Below are 15,387 nucleotides of genomic sequence, written 5' to 3'. Positions count from 1 at the left end.
CCTCAGTGGCGCAGGCCGGACGGGGCCTGGGACTTGGGCTGGTTGGGATCGATCGGCTGCGGCAGCAGCGTCGCCACGGTCAGGTTGTCATCGCTGAAGTATTTGCCCGCTACCTCCTTGACCTGCTCGGGCGTGACCTGCTTGACCCGTTCGAGGATGCGATCGAGCTGCTGCCACGAGATGCCGGCGATCTCGGCCACGCCGATCTCCATCCCCTGGCCGAACACCGAATCGCGCTTGTAGATCTGGCCGGCGACGACCTGCGCCTTGACCCGCCGCAGCTCTTCGTCCGACACGCCTTCGCGCGCGATGCGCTCGATCTGCTGCCGCAAGGCGCGCTCGATCTCCTCGGTGGTATGGCCGTTGGCCGGCGTGCCGTCGAGCACGAACAGCGACTCGCCGCGATTGATGCCGTCGTAGCCGACATTGACGTCGTCGGCCAGCCGCTGCGTGCGCACCAGATCGCGCGTCAGGCGCGCATTGTCGTAGCCGTTGAGCACGGCGGCCAGCACCTCCAGCGCATACGGATCGATGTCCTTTTCGACATCGCGCAGGCGCGGCACCTTGTAGGCCATCACCAGATAGGGATTCTCGGCGGGCGCCTTGACCCAGATCCGCTTGACGCCCTTCTGCGGCGGCTCGATCTGCGGCTTGCGCACCGGCAGCGCGCGGGGCTTGAGCCTGCCGTAGGTGCGCTCGGCCATCGCGCGCACCTCGGCGGGCTTGACGTCGCCGGCCACTACCAGGATCGCGTTATTGGGCACGTACCACTCGCGATACCAGCGGCTGACATCGTCGACGCGCATATTGACCAGGTCGTTCATCCAGCCGATCACCGGGTGGCGGTAGCCCGCGCTGGTATAGACGGTGGCCAGCAGCTGTTCGTAGACGGTGCCGCGCGGCGAGTCGTCGGTACGCAGCCGCCGCTCTTCCATCACGACCTTCATCTCGCGCTCGAACTCCTCGGGGCGGATGATCAGATTGGCCATCCGGTCCGCTTCCAGCTCCGTCATCCGCTGCAGATGCTGCTTGCCGATCTGCTGGAAATACATCGTGAAATCGCGATTGGTCATCGCATTCTCGCGGCCGCCGAGCGCGGCGATCTGCCGGGAGAACTCGCCCGGCCCGACCTTGGGCGTGCCCTTGAACATCATGTGTTCGAGCATATGGGCGACGCCGGTGGTGCCGCTGACCTCGTCGATGCCGCCGACGCGATACCAGACCTGATGGGCGACGGTGGGCGCGCGGTGGTCTTCCTTGACGATCACGCGCATGCCGTTGGCCAGCTTGAACTCGGTGGTGCCGCTGTCGGCAACCGCCGCCTGTACCGCCGCCCCCGGGGCCGGCGGCGCGTCGACCGCGACGCCTTGCGCATGCGCCAGCGGCAGCCAGGCGCTGGCCGCCAGCAGTGCAAGCGCGGTCCATCCGGCCAGACGATGCGGCCGCCATGATGACGAGGGAGAATGCCGGCGCCGGTCGGCGCCTTTGGTGACATGCTGATGGGCGGGCGTTGCGCCCTGCCACGTCGACGCCGCGGTCGACCCTGCGCGATGGTTCATGCGACCCCGTCTGCTAGAATTTTGGCGATTGATTCTACCGGGGTATGGACCCCTTTCCCAATGTTTAGTTTCTGGAAGAAGCGCAAGGCCGAGCCGGCCGGCGCGCCCGCCGAGGCGCCAGCCGAAGCAACATCGGCCCCGGCAGCGCAGGCACCGGCCGCCGAAGCGCCGTCGGTCGCCGCCGCTCCGCCGCAGCCGGAAACGGCGGCGCCCTCCGCGCCGATTGCACCGCCGGCACCACCGGCGCCGGCCGCACCGGCGGCCGAACCCAAGCCCGCACCGTCCCGGCTGTCTCCGCTGTCCTGGTTCACGCGATCGTCGCAGCCCGCGGCGGAAGCGGCGCCGCCGGTGTCGACGCAAACCGAGCCACTGCGCGAGCCGGCGCTACCCGCCGCGGCACCACCCGAACCACAAGCAACACCCCAACCGGCGCGCGACATCGCTGCCGAACCGGTTCCCGCAGCACCGCCTCAGCCGGCACCGCTGTTCCCGCCCGCGTCCGTCACCACCGCCGACGACGACGAGGAGATGGTGCTGGTCCCCGTCCCGCCGCCGAGCGAGGAGGCCAAGCGCGGCTGGATGCAGCGGCTGCGCACCGGCCTGTCGAAGACCAGCCGCGGCATCAGCACGCTGTTCGTCGGCGTCAAGGTCGACGAGGCGCTGTTCGAGGAACTGGAGACCGCGCTGCTGATGGCCGATGCCGGCGTCGAGGCCACCGAATACCTGCTCGGCGAACTGCGCCGCCGCGTCAGGAGCGAGCGCATCGACACCGCCGAGGGCGTGCGCGTCGCGCTGCGCGATCTGCTGACCGAGCTGCTGCGTCCGCTCGAAAAAACGATGGCGCTCGGCCGCGAGCAGCCGATGGTGATGATGATCGCGGGCGTCAACGGCGCCGGCAAGACCACCAGCATCGGCAAGCTGTGCAAGCACTTCCAGCACTACGGCCAATCGGTGCTGCTGGCCGCGGGGGATACCTTCCGTGCGGCCGCGCGCGAGCAGTTGACGATCTGGGGCGAGCGCAACAACGTCACCGTGGTGGCGCAGGAGAGCGGCGATCCGGCCGCGGTGATCTTCGACGCGGTCAATGCCGCGCGGGCGCGCCGCGTCGACATCGTGATGGCCGACACCGCCGGCCGGCTGCCGACGCAGCTGCATCTGATGGAAGAGCTGCGCAAGGTCAAGCGCGTGATCGGCAAGGCGATGCCCACCGCGCCGCACGAGGTGCTGCTGGTGATCGACGCCAATACCGGGCAGAACGCGCTGGCGCAGGTCAAGGCCTTCGACGATGCGCTGGAGCTGACGGGCCTGATCGTGACCAAGCTCGACGGCACCGCCAAGGGCGGCATCCTGGCCGCGATCGCGCGGCAGCGTCCGGTGCCGGTCTACTTCATCGGCGTCGGCGAGAAGGTCGAGGACCTGCAGCCGTTCAAGGCCGACGAGTTCGCGCAGGCGCTGCTGGGCGACTGAACGCGCATCGGCAACGGCCGCGAGAGCAGCAACAAAAAACGGGCGCCGCTGAAAACAGCGGCGCCCGTTTTTCTTTGACGGCCCTGCGCCTGGTGGCGTGGGCTACTCCGCGTCGGGCTGGGCCTTCGGTGCGGCCTGCTGGAACGCCGGCATTTCCATGCAGGCGTCGAAGATCCGCACGATGGTCGGATAGGGTTCCAGATCGACCTGGAAGCGCTGCGCGTTGAACACCTGCGGCACCAGGCAGATATCGGCCAGCGTCGGCGTATCGCCGAAGCAGAAGCGGCCGGCCTTGCCCTCGCGCGTCAACGTGGCCTCGAGGCCGGCAAAACCGAGTTCGATCCAGTGGCGGTACCAGGCATCCTTCGCTTCCTCGCTGACGCCGAGCGTGTGCTTCAGGTACTTGAGCACGCGCAGATTGTTCAGCGGATGGATCTCGCAGGCGATCGACTGCGAGACCGCACGCACGTAGGCGCGGTCCAGCGCCGTCCCGGGCAGCAGCGGCGGCTCGGGATGCGTCTCGTCGAGATATTCGACGATCGCCATCGATTGCGACAGCGCATGATCGCCGTCGAGCAGCGTCGGCACCAGCGCATTGGCGTTCAGCGCGCGGTACTGCTCGCTCAGTTGCTGGCCGCCATCCTTCAGAAGATGCACCGGCACGTATTCGAACGGCAGGCCCTTCAGCGCCAGCGCGATACGCACGCGAAACGCCGCGGAACTACGGAAATAGCTGTAGAGCTTGAGCATCGCTTCAGACCACCTTGACCGCCAGTTCGCCCACGCCTTCGATCGCGCACTGCATGCGATCGCCCTTGACCACCGGGCCGACGCCCTCGGGCGTGCCGCTATAGATCAGATCACCCGGCTGCAGTTCGAACAGCTTCGAGAGATAGGACACCATCTCCGGCACCGACCAGATCAGGTCGGACAGATCGCCGCGCTGCTTTTCCTCGCCATTGACCGCCAGCGTCACCGCGCCGCGCTCGGGATGGCCGATGGCCTGCACCGGCACGATCGGGCCGATCGGCGCCGAATGGTCGAAGGCCTTGCCGGTCTCCCAGGGACGGCCGGTCTTCTTCGATTCGTTCTGCAGGTCGCGGCGCGTCATGTCCAGGCCCACCGCATAGCCGAACACATGCGAGGCGGCCTGCTCGACCGGGATGTCGCGCCCGCCCTTGCCGATCGCGACCACCAGCTCGACCTCGTAATGCACGTTGTTCGAGCCCGGCGGATACGGGAACGTGCCCTCCGCGCCGTCCGCGATCGGGCTGACCGCATCGCTCGGCTTGCAGAAGAAGAACGGCGGTTCGCGGTCCGGATCCGATCCCATCTCGCGTGCGTGGGCGGCATAGTTGCGCCCGACGCAGTAGACCCGCCGCACCGGGAAACGCGCGCTGCTGCCGCGCACCGGCACGCCGGTGGGCGCGGGGGGTTGGAATACGAACTCCTCGGTCATGCATCTCTCCACTGGATGGATTTGGAATGGAAACGGAAGGGCGAGCCGCGGACCTGCGCTGCGCCGGCCAACGCGCATGGTGCCTTCCGCGCGTGGGCCCGGACGGGTTGCCGGCCCCCGCGGCAGGGCATCAGCATACACCCGCCGCCCCATCGCGGGGCAAGCCGCGGGCCAAAAGCGGGCGTGATTCTTGCGTGAATCCGTTGCCAGACAGCGGCCGCGGAAAGCGGCCCCAGAGAGTCGGCCACCTCCTGACCGAACCATGAATCGCCGCCCGTCCCCTCCTCCGCCCGCGGGTTCCGCACCATCGGCCGCACCCTCGGCCACCGCGCCGGCCGCCCCTGCTTCCAGCGGACGCCCGCTGCGCATTCTGCTGGTGCGCGATCCGCTCGACGCCGATCCGCTGAACGTCGACACCATCCGCGCCGGGCTGGCGGCCGCCGGCTTCAGCGAGGTCGAGACGGCCGACGCCGACCTGGCGCTGCCGGACATCATCGCCGCGCGGCAGCCGGACCTGATCATCATCGCGTCGGAGTCGGCCGCGCGCGATACGGTCGAGCACGTATGCGTGTCGACCCAGCACGCGCCCCGCCCGATCGTGCTGTTTACCGACAACGACGATGCCGAGCGCATCAAGGCCGCGCTGACCGCCGGCATCACCGCCTATATCGTCGACGGGCTGCGCGCCGAACGCGTCAAGACCGTGCTCGACGTCGCCTACGCGCGCTTCCAGCTCGACCAGGCGCTGCGCGCGGAGCTCGATGCGACGAAGCTGAAGCTGGCCGAACGCAAGCTGGTCGAGCGCGCCAAGGGCCTGCTGATGCAGGCGCGCGGCCTCAGCGAGGACGAGGCGTACAAGCGCCTGCGCACCATGGCGATGGAGCGCGGCATCAAGCTGGTCGATGCCGCGCAGCGCGTGATCGACGTGATGAGCTGACGCTGCCCTCCGGGGCGCACGCGGTCCTTCACCGACGGCCCTTCGCGAAGGCCCCGGCGCGCACGCCGCCGGTGCAATGCACAACGCCGAGGCCGACACGTCCGGTGCGCTGCACGGCAAGCGCACCACCATTGCGGCGCACGCCCTGCTTTCACGCGGATTTCGGCACCGTCGCGCGGCATGTGCGCGCCATCGTCGTGCCCACGGCGCGCGATGCTGCATGGCACAGGGATTGCGAGATGTCAGCCGTACCGGTCAACGGCGGCCGGCACCACACGATGCAGCCGGTCGACGACGACCCGCGGCATTCCCGGACAACGGCGTCCTGATCCTCCGTGCCCTGCGGCGCGGCGGAGCGGGACGCTTTTTCTTTGGAGCCTTGCATGCCCTCTCGCCTCAGTCCCGCCAAGCCCAAGCGCCCGGCGGTCGCTGCCCATGCCATCGACGGCGGCGCCGAAGCGGCGCCCGCCAGCCAGGGCCGTCGCCGCGCGCTGGCGACCATTGCGGGCGCCAGCGTGATGACGCTGGTCGATCCGATGGTGCGCGCCGGGGCGTGGGCCGCGGGCTCGGATGCGCCCGAGAAAGCGGAAGTGCGGATCGGCTTCATCCCGCTGACCGACTGCGCCTCGGTCGTGATGGCGGCCACGCTGGGGCTGGACAAGAAGTACGGCATCAAGATCACGCCAACCAAGGAGGCCTCGTGGGCCGGCGTGCGCGACAAGCTGGTCAACGGCGAGCTCGATGCCGCGCACGTGCTGTACGGGCTCGTCTATGGCGTGCAGCTGGGCATCGGCGGACCGAAGAAGGACATGGCGGTGCTGATGAACCTGAACCACAACGGTCAGGCGATCTCGCTGTCGTCCAAGCTCGCCGAGAAGGGCGTCAAGGACGGCGCCAGCCTGCGCGCCTACATGACGCGCGAAAAGCGCGAGTACACCTTCGCGCAAACCTTCCCCACCGGCACGCACGCGATGTGGCTGTATTACTGGCTGGCGGCCAACGGCATCCATCCGATGCAGGAGGCGCGCGCGATCACGGTGCCGCCGCCGCAGATGGTGGCCAATATGCGCGTGGGCAATATGGACGGCTTCTGCGTCGGCGAGCCATGGAACGCGCGCGCGATTGCCGATCGCATCGGCTTTACCGCCGAAACCACGCAGGGCATCTGGCGCGACCATCCGGAGAAGACGCTGGGCACCACCGCCGAGTTCGTGCAGAAGTATCCGAACACGGCACGCGCGATGGTGGCGGCGGTGCTCGAGGCCTCGCGCTTCATCGACGCGTCGGCATCGAACCGGCGCAAGACGGCCGAGACCATCGCCGCGAAGTCCTACGTCAACACCGACATGGACATCATTCTCGACCGCATGCTGGGCCGCTACTCCAATGGCCTGGGCAAGACCTGGGACGACCCCCATGCGATGAAGTTCTATCAGGACGGCCATGCCAACTACCCCTTCCTGTCCGACGGCATGTGGTTCCTGACCCAGCACAAGCGCTGGGGACTGCTGAAGGAACACCCGCACTATCTGGCGGTGGCTCGCAAGGTCAATCGGATCGACGTCTACAGGCAGGCCGCCGCGGCCGCGCAGGTGCCGCTGCCCGCCAGCGAATTTCGCACCGCGAAGCTGATGGACGGCGTGGTGTGGGACGCGACCAAGGACCCGAAGGCGTACGCCGACGGTTTCAAGATCAAGGTCTGAAGCCGCTCGCGCTCGGGCGCGGTACCGGCGCGGGCGCGCCGCATCGGATGCCACCGGCCGCGGGCAAAGCGGCACAACCAGGAGTCCGCAATGAACGTCATCGTGCAGTCGACGCAGGATACCGGCGCCATGCCGGCCGATCGAGATGCGGCGAGCCCGGCCCGCCGTGCCGCGCGCCGGGCCGCGCTTTCCGCCGCCACGGCCAAGCTGATGCCGCCGCTGCTCGGCCTGGCGCTATTCGTGCTGGCCTGGCATGGCATCGCCAGCTGGATTCCGGCGCTGCCCACGCCGGGCGCGACCTGGCAGGCGGCGCTGCCGCTGTTCGCCGACCCGTTCTATCGCAACGGCCCCAACGACCAGGGCATCGGCTGGAACGTGCTGGCCTCCCTGGCGCGCGTCGGCGCCGGCTTCGGGCTTGCCGCGTTGATCGGCATTCCGGCCGGCTTCGCGCTGGGCCGCTTCGCCTTTCTGAACGGCATGGCGGCGCCCGTGATCAGCCTGTTGCGGCCGGTGTCGCCGCTGGCCTGGCTGCCGATCGGCCTGCTGCTGTTCAAGGCGGCCAACCCGGCGGCGATCTGGGCGATCTTCATCTGCTCGATCTGGCCGATGGTGATCAATACCGCGGTCGGCGTCAGCCGTGTGCCGCAGGACTATCTGAACGTCGCGCGCGTGCTCGACCTGTCCGAATGGAAGGTCTTCACGCGCGTGCTGTTCCCCGCGGTGCTGCCCTACATGCTGACCGGCGTGCGGCTGTCGATCGGCACCGCGTGGCTGGTGATCGTCGCGGCCGAGATGCTGACCGGCGGCACCGGCATCGGCTTCTGGCTGTGGGACGAGTGGAACAACCTGAAGGTCGAGCACATCGTGATCGCGATCGTGGTGATCGGCGTGGTCGGCCTGCTGCTCGAGCACGCGCTGCTGGCGCTGGCGCGGCGCTTTCAGTACGGCGGCTGATCCACGGCAACGAAACCACCGCAACGGCTCACAACAACGCACTACAGCGGCGGACGCCTCGGTCCCCGGAGGACATATGGACAAATTCGTCAGCATCGAACAGGTCGGCCAGACCTTCCAGACCCGCAAGGGGCCCTTCGTCGCGCTGCGCGATATCGACCTCGCCATCGCCGCCGGCGAATTCATCGCGCTGATCGGCCATTCGGGCTGCGGCAAGTCGACCCTGCTGAATCTGCTGGCGGGCCTGACCGCCCCGACCACCGGCACGCTGATCTGCGCCGGCCGCGAGATTGCCGGTCCGGGACCGGACCGCGCGGTCGTGTTCCAGAACCATTCGCTGCTGCCTTGGCTGTCGTGCTTCGACAATGTCTATCTCGGCGTGGAGCGCGTGTTTGCGGCCAGCGAGAGCAAGACGCAGCTGAAGGCGCGCACGCGCGATGCGCTGGCGCTGGTGGGCCTGGCGCATGCCGAGCACAAGTACCCGCACGAGATCTCGGGCGGCATGAAGCAGCGCGTCGGCATCGCCCGCGCGCTGGCGATGGAGCCGAAGATGCTGCTGATGGACGAGCCCTTCGGCGCGCTCGATGCGCTGACGCGCGCCCATCTGCAGGACGAGCTGCTGAAGATCGTGGCCGCCACGCGCAGCACGGTGGTGATGGTGACGCACGACGTCGACGAGGCGGTGCTGCTGGCCGACCGCATCGTGATGATGACCAACGGTCCGGCCGCGACCATCGGCGAGATCCTGCCTGTGCCGCTGCCGCGCTCGCGCGAGCGCATGGCGCTGGCGAGCGACGCCGATTACCTGGCCTGCCGCACCGCGGTGCTCGATTTCCTGTATCGCAAGCAGTGTCATCCGGCGCTGCAGCAGGCGGCATGAGCGCGCCCGAGTTGGCGCGGGGCGGCTCGACGTATCGCGCTATCATCGGTCCAAATCCGCCCTCCCCGCACCGCCATGTCTTCTGACCGCCACGACACCACGCCGCGCTTTTCCGCGGCGCCCTATATCAAGGAAATCGGCCGCGGCGTGGCCGGCGCACGCGCGCTGCCGCGCGACGATGCGCGGCTGCTGTTCGACGCGATGCTGGCCGGACGGGTCTCGGACCTCGAGCTGGGCGCCGTGCTGATGGCGTACCGGATCAAGGGCGAGGCCCCGCACGAGCTCGCCGGCATGCTGGAGGCCGCGCATGCGCACTGCCTGCCGCTGCCCGCGCCGGAGCGCCAGGTGGTGGTCATTCCGAGCTACAACGGCGCGCGCAAGCAGCCCAATCTGGTGCCGCTGCTGGCGCTGCTGCTCGCGCGCGAGGGCATCCCGGTGCTGATACATGGAACCCGGGAGTTCAATCAGCGCGTTACCAGCATCATGCTGTTCGAGGCATTGGGGATCCCGCCGTGCGCGACGGTGGACGAGGCCGCGCGCCGGCTGGCGCTGCCTGGCCGCGGCGGCGATACCGATCCCGGTCCGCTGGCGGTGCTGCCGATCGACGTGCTGTCGCCGGCCCTGTCGACGCTGCTCGACAAGCGCACCGTGATCGGGCTGCGCAATTCCTCGCACACCATCGTCAAGATGCTGCAGCCGGTCGGCGCGCATACGCCGGCCGAGGCGCTGCGGCTGTACAGCTACACCCATCCCGAATATCGAGAAACGCTGACCGACTACTTCTCGCACGAGCCGGCCAACGTGCTGCTGGCGCGCGGCACCGAGGGCGAGGTGGTGGCCGACGCCCGCCGCGGCAGCCGCATCGACTGGCTGCACGACGGCCATCAGCGCACGCTGGTCGATCCGATGTCGGGCTCCGTCGCCGACGTGCCGGCGCTGCCGCCGGGCACCGACGTGGCGCTGACCGCGGCGTGGATCCGTCAGGTGCTGTCCGGCGCCGTGCCGGTGCCGGCGCCGATCGCGACGCAGATCGAGACGATCCTGGCCTGCCTGCGGGAGAGTGCGCGGGTCAGCTGGGTCAGTCCGCTGTAGCGAAAACCTTTCCCTCTCCCCCAGCCGCTCTCCCGCAAGCGGGTGAGGGGCGCCAACCAGCGACTTCCCTGGTCAAACCCGCCGCGGCGGCAGCGGAATCCGCTCGGTCTCGCCCGGCACATGCGGAAACTCGTCGTTCTCCCAGCGCCGTGCCGCCTCCTCGATCGCTTCGCGGCTGCTGGCGACGAAATTCCAGAAGATATGCCGCCGGCCATCGACCGGCTCGCCGCCCAGCAGCATCAGCCGCGTCGGCTCCAGCGCCGTGACGGTCGCCTCGACCCCGGGCGTCAGCACCGCGAGATGCTCGGCCGGCAGCGCGATGCCGTCGATCGCCGCCGCGCCGTCGACCAGGTACAGGCCACGCTGTTCGTGCTCCGGCGGAATCGCCAGGCTGGCGCCGGCGTCGAGTTCCAGCGCCGCATAGAGCGTGCGGCTGAACACCTGCACCGGCGAGCGGGCCCCGAAGGCGTCGCCGGCGATCACGGTGATGCGGGCGCCGCCATGGACCAGCTGTGGCAGCGTCGCCGCCGGATGGTGGAAAAACGACGGGGCCACGGTCTCATGCTCGCGGGGCAACGCGACCCAGGTCTGGATGCCGTGCAGCCGCGGGCCGGCGTCCCGCGCGGCCTGCGGCGAGCGCTCCGAATGCACGATGCCGCTGCCCGCGGTCATCCAGTTGACATCGCCCGGCCGGATGGTCTGTTCGCTGCCGACACTGTCGCGATGGACGATTTCGCCCTCGAACAGATAGGTGACGGTAGCCAGCCCAATATGCGGATGAGGACGCACATCCATGCCCTTGCCGGCCGGCAGCTGGACCGGGCCCATATGGTCGAAGAAGATGAACGGCCCGACGGTCTGGGCGGCGGCAGAGGGCAGTACGCGCCGCACAGAAAAGTCGCCGATATCTCTTACATGCGGTTTCAACAGATGTTCAATGGCGGACATGGCTGACACTCCAAGGGCGTGGGCGGATCGACGCAATGCTGGCAAGTGTAGCCCCTTGTGGCGGCATGGCATGGTCCCTGCAGCTGAACCCCGGCCGAGGCCGGCCCTCTAACCCCATTGCCGTCCGATTGGACCGATGTTGCGCATCCGGCTTTCCGGGCGATTTTTAGTCCACCCAGCAGCTATGAAGAGTTTTCTGCGATATCCTGGAACTATCACAGTCGCCCGGACTCCAATTAGCACTCACCCGGCTGGAGTGCTAATATGCGTTGCATTGCAATGCGGGAAGCGCCGGCAAAGCCGCCGATGACGCTTTCTGCACGCGGGCATGCCACCCGCCGGATGCGAAAGGAGCCCTGAGTGAACGCAGTCCTGTCTGCCGATTCGATCACCATGAACAACACCCTGCCGATGGTGCCCCAGCGCGCCAACAGCATGGCCCTGACCCTGCCCGCCGGGCTGGGCAATCTCGACAGCTATATCCAGGCTGTCCACCGTATTCCGATGCTCACCGCCGAGGAGGAGCAGCGGCTCGCGCGCGAGTTGCGCGACCACGATTCCGTCGAGGCCGCCCGCCGCCTGGTGCTGTCGCACCTGCGCCTGGTGGTGTCGATCGCGCGCCAGTATCTGGGCTACGGCCTGCCGCACGCGGACCTGATCCAGGAAGGCAATATCGGCCTGATGAAGGCCGTCAAGCGCTTCGATCCGGATCAGGGCGTACGGCTGGTGTCGTACGCGATCCACTGGATCAAGGCGGAGATCCACGAGTACGTGCTGCGCAACTGGCGCATGGTCAAGGTCGCGACGACCAAGGCCCAGCGCAAGCTGTTCTTCAACCTGCGCAGCCACAAGCAAGGCGCCCATACCTTCACCCCGGACGAGATCGACGCGGTCGCCCGCGAACTGAACGTCAAGCCCGAGGAAGTGATGGAGATGGAAACCCGGCTGTCGGGGGGCGATCTGGCGCTGGAAGGCCAGGTCGACGACGGCGAGGAGGAGTTCGCGCCGATCGCCTACCTGGCCGACAACCATAACGAGCCGACCCGCGTGCTCGAGGCCAAACGCCAGGACCGGATGCAGGTCGAGGGCCTGGAACAGGCGCTGACCAAGCTCGATCCGCGCAGCCGCCGCATCATCGAGGCGCGCTGGCTGCAGGTCAACGACGACGGCTCGGGCGGCGCCACGCTGCACGAACTGGCCGACGAGTTCGGCGTCTCGGCCGAGCGCATCCGCCAGATCGAGTCCGCCGCGATGAAGAAGATGAAGGGCGCGCTGCAGGCCTTCGCCTGATCGGATACCGACAAGCAGCAAGCCGTAAGCCATTGCCATAAGCCGCTGGTCCCCGCATGCGCGGGGACGACGGCAGGATGGGCCGGGTTCCGCAAGGGACCCGGCCCTTTTCTTTTGCGCTGCCCCGCCACCGTGCCTGACCGCCGGCTGCGCGCCGTACGCCGCACCGATGCGCCCTCTCCTCGGGGTTTGCCCGTATCGGCCCGCCGTGATGTTGACAATCACTGAGCGGTGATCTACAAATCCGTACACAACTACAAACGATTTTGTAGACAATCCTGTCCACAAAACAAATCCTGAGAGCGGACCCGAATCCTTCGGTCCATACCGCCCGCCCGGCGCGCCCGCGCGCCAACCACCGCATGGCATCGCCTTGAGGAGACAAACATGATGCACACCACCGCGCCTGCCGCCGAGCTGCAGGACAGCGCGTCAGTCCACCACGGCAACGCGCTGATCAAGCCCTCGTACGACGAACGGCTGACCAACGAAGACCTCGCGCCGCTGAAGAAGCAGACCTGGAGCACCTACAACATCTTCGCCTTCTGGATGTCGGATGTGCACAGCGTCGGCGGCTACATCACCGCCGGCAGCCTGTTCGCGCTGGGCCTGTCCAGCTGGCAGGTGCTGGTGGCGCTGCTGGTCGGCATCGTCATCGTGCAGTTCTTCTGCAATCTGGTCGCCAAGCCCAGCCAGGTCACCGGCACGCCGTATCCGGTGATCTGCCGCGCCTCGTTCGGCGTGCTGGGCGCCAATATCCCGGCCGTGATCCGCGGCCTGATCGCGGTGGCGTGGTACGGCATCCAGACCTATCTGGCCTCGTCGGCCTTCCTGATCCTGGCGCTGCATTTCTTCCCCTCGCTGGCGCCCTACGCCGACGTCAAGCTGCATGGCTTCGCCGGGCTCTCGACGCTGGGATGGGCCGCGTTCATGACGCTGTGGGTCCTGCAGGCGCTGGTGTTCTGGACCGGCATGGAGACCATCCGCAAGTTCATCGACTGGGCCGGCCCCGCCGTCTATGTGGTGATGATCCTGCTGGCGATCTGGCTGGTGAACAAGGCCGGCTGGAACAACATCAGCTTCACGCTGAGCTTCGTCAAGTACAGCGGCTGGGAAGCGGTGCCGGTGATGCTGACCGCGATCGCACTGGTGGTGTCGTACTTCTCCGGCCCGATGCTGAACTTCGGCGACTTCTCGCGCTACGCGAAGAATTTCGGCGCGGTCCGCAAGGGCAATTTCTGGGGGCTGCCGGTCAACTTCCTCGGCTTTTCGCTGCTGACCGTGATCACGACCTCGGCCACGCTGCCGGTGTTCGGCAAGCTGATCACCGACCCGGTCGAGACCGTCAGCCATATCGACAGCACCTTCGCCATGGTGCTGGGCGCGCTGACCTTCATGATCGCCACCATCGGCATCAATATCGTCGCCAACTTCGTGTCGCCGGCGTTCGACTTCTCCAACGTCTCGCCCAAGCACATCAGCTGGCGCACCGGCGGCATGATCGCCGCGGTCGGCTCGATCTTCATCACGCCCTGGAATCTGTACAACAACCCGCAGGTCATCCACTACACGCTGGACGTGCTGGGCGCCTTCATCGGACCGCTGTTCGGCATCCTGATCTCGGACTACTACCTGGTGCGCCGGCAGAAGATCGATGTCGACGACCTGTACACGATGCGTGCGCAGGGCAAGTACTGGTACACCCGCGGCTACAACCCGGTAGCGATCGCCACGATGATCCCGGCCGCGATCATTCCGATCCTGTGCGTGGTGGTGCCGGCCTGGCAGGGACTGGCCAACTACAGCTGGTTCATCGGCATGGGCATCGCCCTGGTGCTGTACCGCCTGCTGGCGCGCCGCATGATGCCGCATTTCTTCGCCACCGCCTGACCGCGTCGCCGGTCCGGGAGCCGCCATGGCGGCCGCGCCCGGACCGGCGGCAGGCATCCTGCCGATCGTCTTTCCGAGTCACTGTGTCACCCGACCCCGACCGTTGCCATGAAGCTCAAGATCATCAATCCCAATACCACGCAAAGCATGACCGACAAGATCGGCCAATGCGCCCGCACCGTGGCCTCGCCCGACACGCGTATCGTCGCGGTCAGCCCGCGCATGGGTCCCGCTTCCATCGAGAGCCACTATGACGAAGCGCTGTCGGTGCCGGGCATCCTCGAGGAGATTCGCCTGGGCGAGGCCGACGGCGTCGACGGCTACGTGATCGCCTGCTTCGGCGATCCGGGGCTGTACGCGGCGCGCGAGATGGCGCGTGGACCGGTGATCGGCATCGCCGAGGCCGCGATGCACATGGCCAGCCTGATCGGCACCAGCTTCAGCGTCGTGACCACGCTGGCGCGCACCTGCAATATCGCGTGGCATCTGGCCGAGCGCTATGGCATGGAACGCTTCTGCCGCAACGTGCACGCCTGCGACCTGCGGGTGCTGGAGCTGGAGCGGCCCGGCTCCGATGCGCGGCGGATCATCACCGAGTCCTGCCGCCAGGCGCTGACGCAGGACCGCAGCGACTGCATCGTGCTCGGCTGCGCCGGCATGACGGACCTGTGCGAGGAGATCGCCGACGCGATCGGCGCGCCGGTCATCGACGGCGTGGTGTCGGCGGTCAAGATGGTCGAGTCGCTGGTCGCGATCCGGCTGCGCACCAGCAAGCGCGGCGACTGGGCCAAACCGTTGCCGAAGCCGTATGCCGGCATGCTGGCACCGTTCGCGATCAATTGAGGCGCCGCTGTCCCTCGCCGCTCCCATCGATTTCCGCTCACCGCAGATCATGTCCACTTCGATCTCCCCTTCCCGCCCGCCGTCCGGCGCCGATGCCGGCCAACCGTACCCCCGCGACCTGATCGGCTACGGCGCGCAGCCGCCGCATGCCCGCTGGCCGGGCGGCGCGCGCATCGCGCTGCAGTTCGTGCTCAATTACGAGGAAGGCGGCGAGAACTGCGTGCTGCACGGCGACGCGGCCTCCGAGCAGTTCCTCTCCGAGATCGTCGGCGCGGCGGCCTATCCGGACCGCCACATGAGCATGGAGAGCATCTACGAATACGGCTCGCGCGCCGGCGTCTGGCGCATCCTGCGCGAGTTCGAGC

The 15,387-nt window shown here is 67.9% G+C and carries 14 protein-coding genes and 1 pseudogene; 10 read left to right on the top strand and 5 right to left on the bottom strand.

The genetic code is table 11. The features are described 5' to 3' along the window. Nucleotides 1–2: 2 nt before the first annotated feature. Nucleotides 3–1,559, bottom strand: a complete 1,557-nt coding sequence (locus J5T34_RS01345) for a M16 family metallopeptidase (RefSeq protein ID WP_244258636.1) — start codon at nt 1,557–1,559, stop codon at nt 3–5. A 60-nt stretch (nt 1,560–1,619) separates the two neighbouring features. On the opposite strand from J5T34_RS01345, the gene ftsY reads away from it, so the two are divergent. Then, nucleotides 1,620–3,026 carry a signal recognition particle-docking protein FtsY gene (gene ftsY / locus J5T34_RS01340; protein ID WP_208577849.1) on the top strand — a complete coding sequence of 469 codons (1,407 nt, stop codon included), beginning with the start codon at nt 1,620–1,622 and terminating at the stop codon, nt 3,024–3,026. A 102-nt stretch (nt 3,027–3,128) separates the two neighbouring features. Here ftsY and maiA read toward each other — a convergent pair whose 3' ends face one another. Together maiA and J5T34_RS01330 are read right to left on the bottom strand one after the other, a co-directional pair. After that, nucleotides 3,129–3,776, bottom strand: coding sequence for a maleylacetoacetate isomerase (gene maiA, locus J5T34_RS01335; protein ID WP_208577841.1), 648 nt, complete (start codon nt 3,774–3,776; stop codon nt 3,129–3,131). Between the two features lie 4 nt (nt 3,777–3,780). Beyond that, entirely contained in the window at nt 3,781–4,485 is a 705-nt protein-coding gene (locus J5T34_RS01330; RefSeq protein ID WP_208577839.1) for a fumarylacetoacetate hydrolase family protein, read from the bottom strand. A gap of 262 nt (nt 4,486–4,747) precedes the next feature. Here J5T34_RS01330 and J5T34_RS01325 point away from each other — a divergent pair, with 262 nt between their 5' ends. Next, complete coding sequence (locus tag J5T34_RS01325; RefSeq protein WP_208577837.1) at nt 4,748–5,422, top strand: ANTAR domain-containing response regulator; 675 nt, start codon at nt 4,748–4,750, stop codon at nt 5,420–5,422. A gap of 151 nt (nt 5,423–5,573) precedes the next feature. Here the strand turns inward: J5T34_RS01325 and J5T34_RS01320 are convergent, their stop codons facing one another. After that, nucleotides 5,574–5,807, bottom strand: a complete 234-nt coding sequence (locus J5T34_RS01320) for a hypothetical protein (protein WP_208577827.1) — start codon at nt 5,805–5,807, stop codon at nt 5,574–5,576. On the opposite strand from J5T34_RS01320, the gene J5T34_RS01315 reads away from it, so the two are divergent. From J5T34_RS01315 to ybiB, 4 genes are all read left to right on the top strand, one after another. Beyond that, entirely contained in the window at nt 5,806–7,125 is a 1,320-nt protein-coding gene (locus J5T34_RS01315) for a CmpA/NrtA family ABC transporter substrate-binding protein (protein WP_208577825.1), read from the top strand. The two genes, J5T34_RS01320 and J5T34_RS01315, sit on opposite strands and share 2 nt — an antisense overlap. 90 nt (nt 7,126–7,215) lie before the next feature. Beyond that, nucleotides 7,216–8,079: a nitrate ABC transporter permease gene (gene ntrB / locus J5T34_RS01310; RefSeq protein ID WP_208577823.1), complete on the top strand. Its 864-nt coding sequence runs from the start codon at nt 7,216–7,218 to the stop codon at nt 8,077–8,079. A gap of 76 nt (nt 8,080–8,155) precedes the next feature. Further along, on the top strand, nt 8,156–8,959 hold the full coding sequence (locus J5T34_RS01305) for an ABC transporter ATP-binding protein (protein WP_208577821.1): 804 nt from the start codon (nt 8,156–8,158) through the stop codon (nt 8,957–8,959). Between the two features lie 75 nt (nt 8,960–9,034). Continuing rightward, the gene (gene ybiB / locus J5T34_RS01300) at nt 9,035–10,051 is read left to right on the top strand and encodes a DNA-binding protein YbiB (protein ID WP_208577819.1); all 1,017 of its coding nucleotides are present in this window, start codon (nt 9,035–9,037) and stop codon (nt 10,049–10,051) included. A gap of 72 nt (nt 10,052–10,123) precedes the next feature. Here the strand turns inward: ybiB and J5T34_RS01295 are convergent, their stop codons facing one another. Then, nucleotides 10,124–10,999: a pirin family protein gene (locus J5T34_RS01295; RefSeq protein ID WP_174108665.1), complete on the bottom strand. Its 876-nt coding sequence runs from the start codon at nt 10,997–10,999 to the stop codon at nt 10,124–10,126. A 393-nt stretch (nt 11,000–11,392) separates the two neighbouring features. Between J5T34_RS01295 and rpoH the strand changes: the two genes are divergently transcribed. From rpoH to J5T34_RS01275, 4 genes and pseudogenes are all read left to right on the top strand, one after another. Beyond that, nucleotides 11,393–12,289, top strand: coding sequence for an RNA polymerase sigma factor RpoH (gene rpoH, locus J5T34_RS01290; RefSeq protein ID WP_217435707.1), 897 nt, complete (start codon nt 11,393–11,395; stop codon nt 12,287–12,289). Between the two features lie 387 nt (nt 12,290–12,676). Further along, the gene (locus J5T34_RS01285; protein ID WP_208577817.1) at nt 12,677–14,179 is read left to right on the top strand and encodes an NCS1 family nucleobase:cation symporter-1; all 1,503 of its coding nucleotides are present in this window, start codon (nt 12,677–12,679) and stop codon (nt 14,177–14,179) included. Between the two features lie 108 nt (nt 14,180–14,287). Then, a complete protein-coding gene (locus J5T34_RS01280) occupies nt 14,288–15,022 on the top strand; it encodes an aspartate/glutamate racemase family protein (protein WP_208577815.1) in 735 nt (244 codons plus the stop codon). Between the two features lie 49 nt (nt 15,023–15,071). Then, nucleotides 15,072–15,387 (top strand): annotated as a pseudogene (locus J5T34_RS01275) (hypothetical protein); the annotation flags it as partial.

It is taken from the genome of Cupriavidus gilardii, from assembly GCF_017598945.1.
In the GTDB taxonomy this organism is placed as follows: Bacteria; Pseudomonadota; Gammaproteobacteria; order Burkholderiales; family Burkholderiaceae; genus Cupriavidus; species Cupriavidus gilardii_E.
The sequence above is the reverse complement of the archived record's forward strand: the minus strand, read 5'-3'. Positions and strand labels throughout refer to the sequence as shown.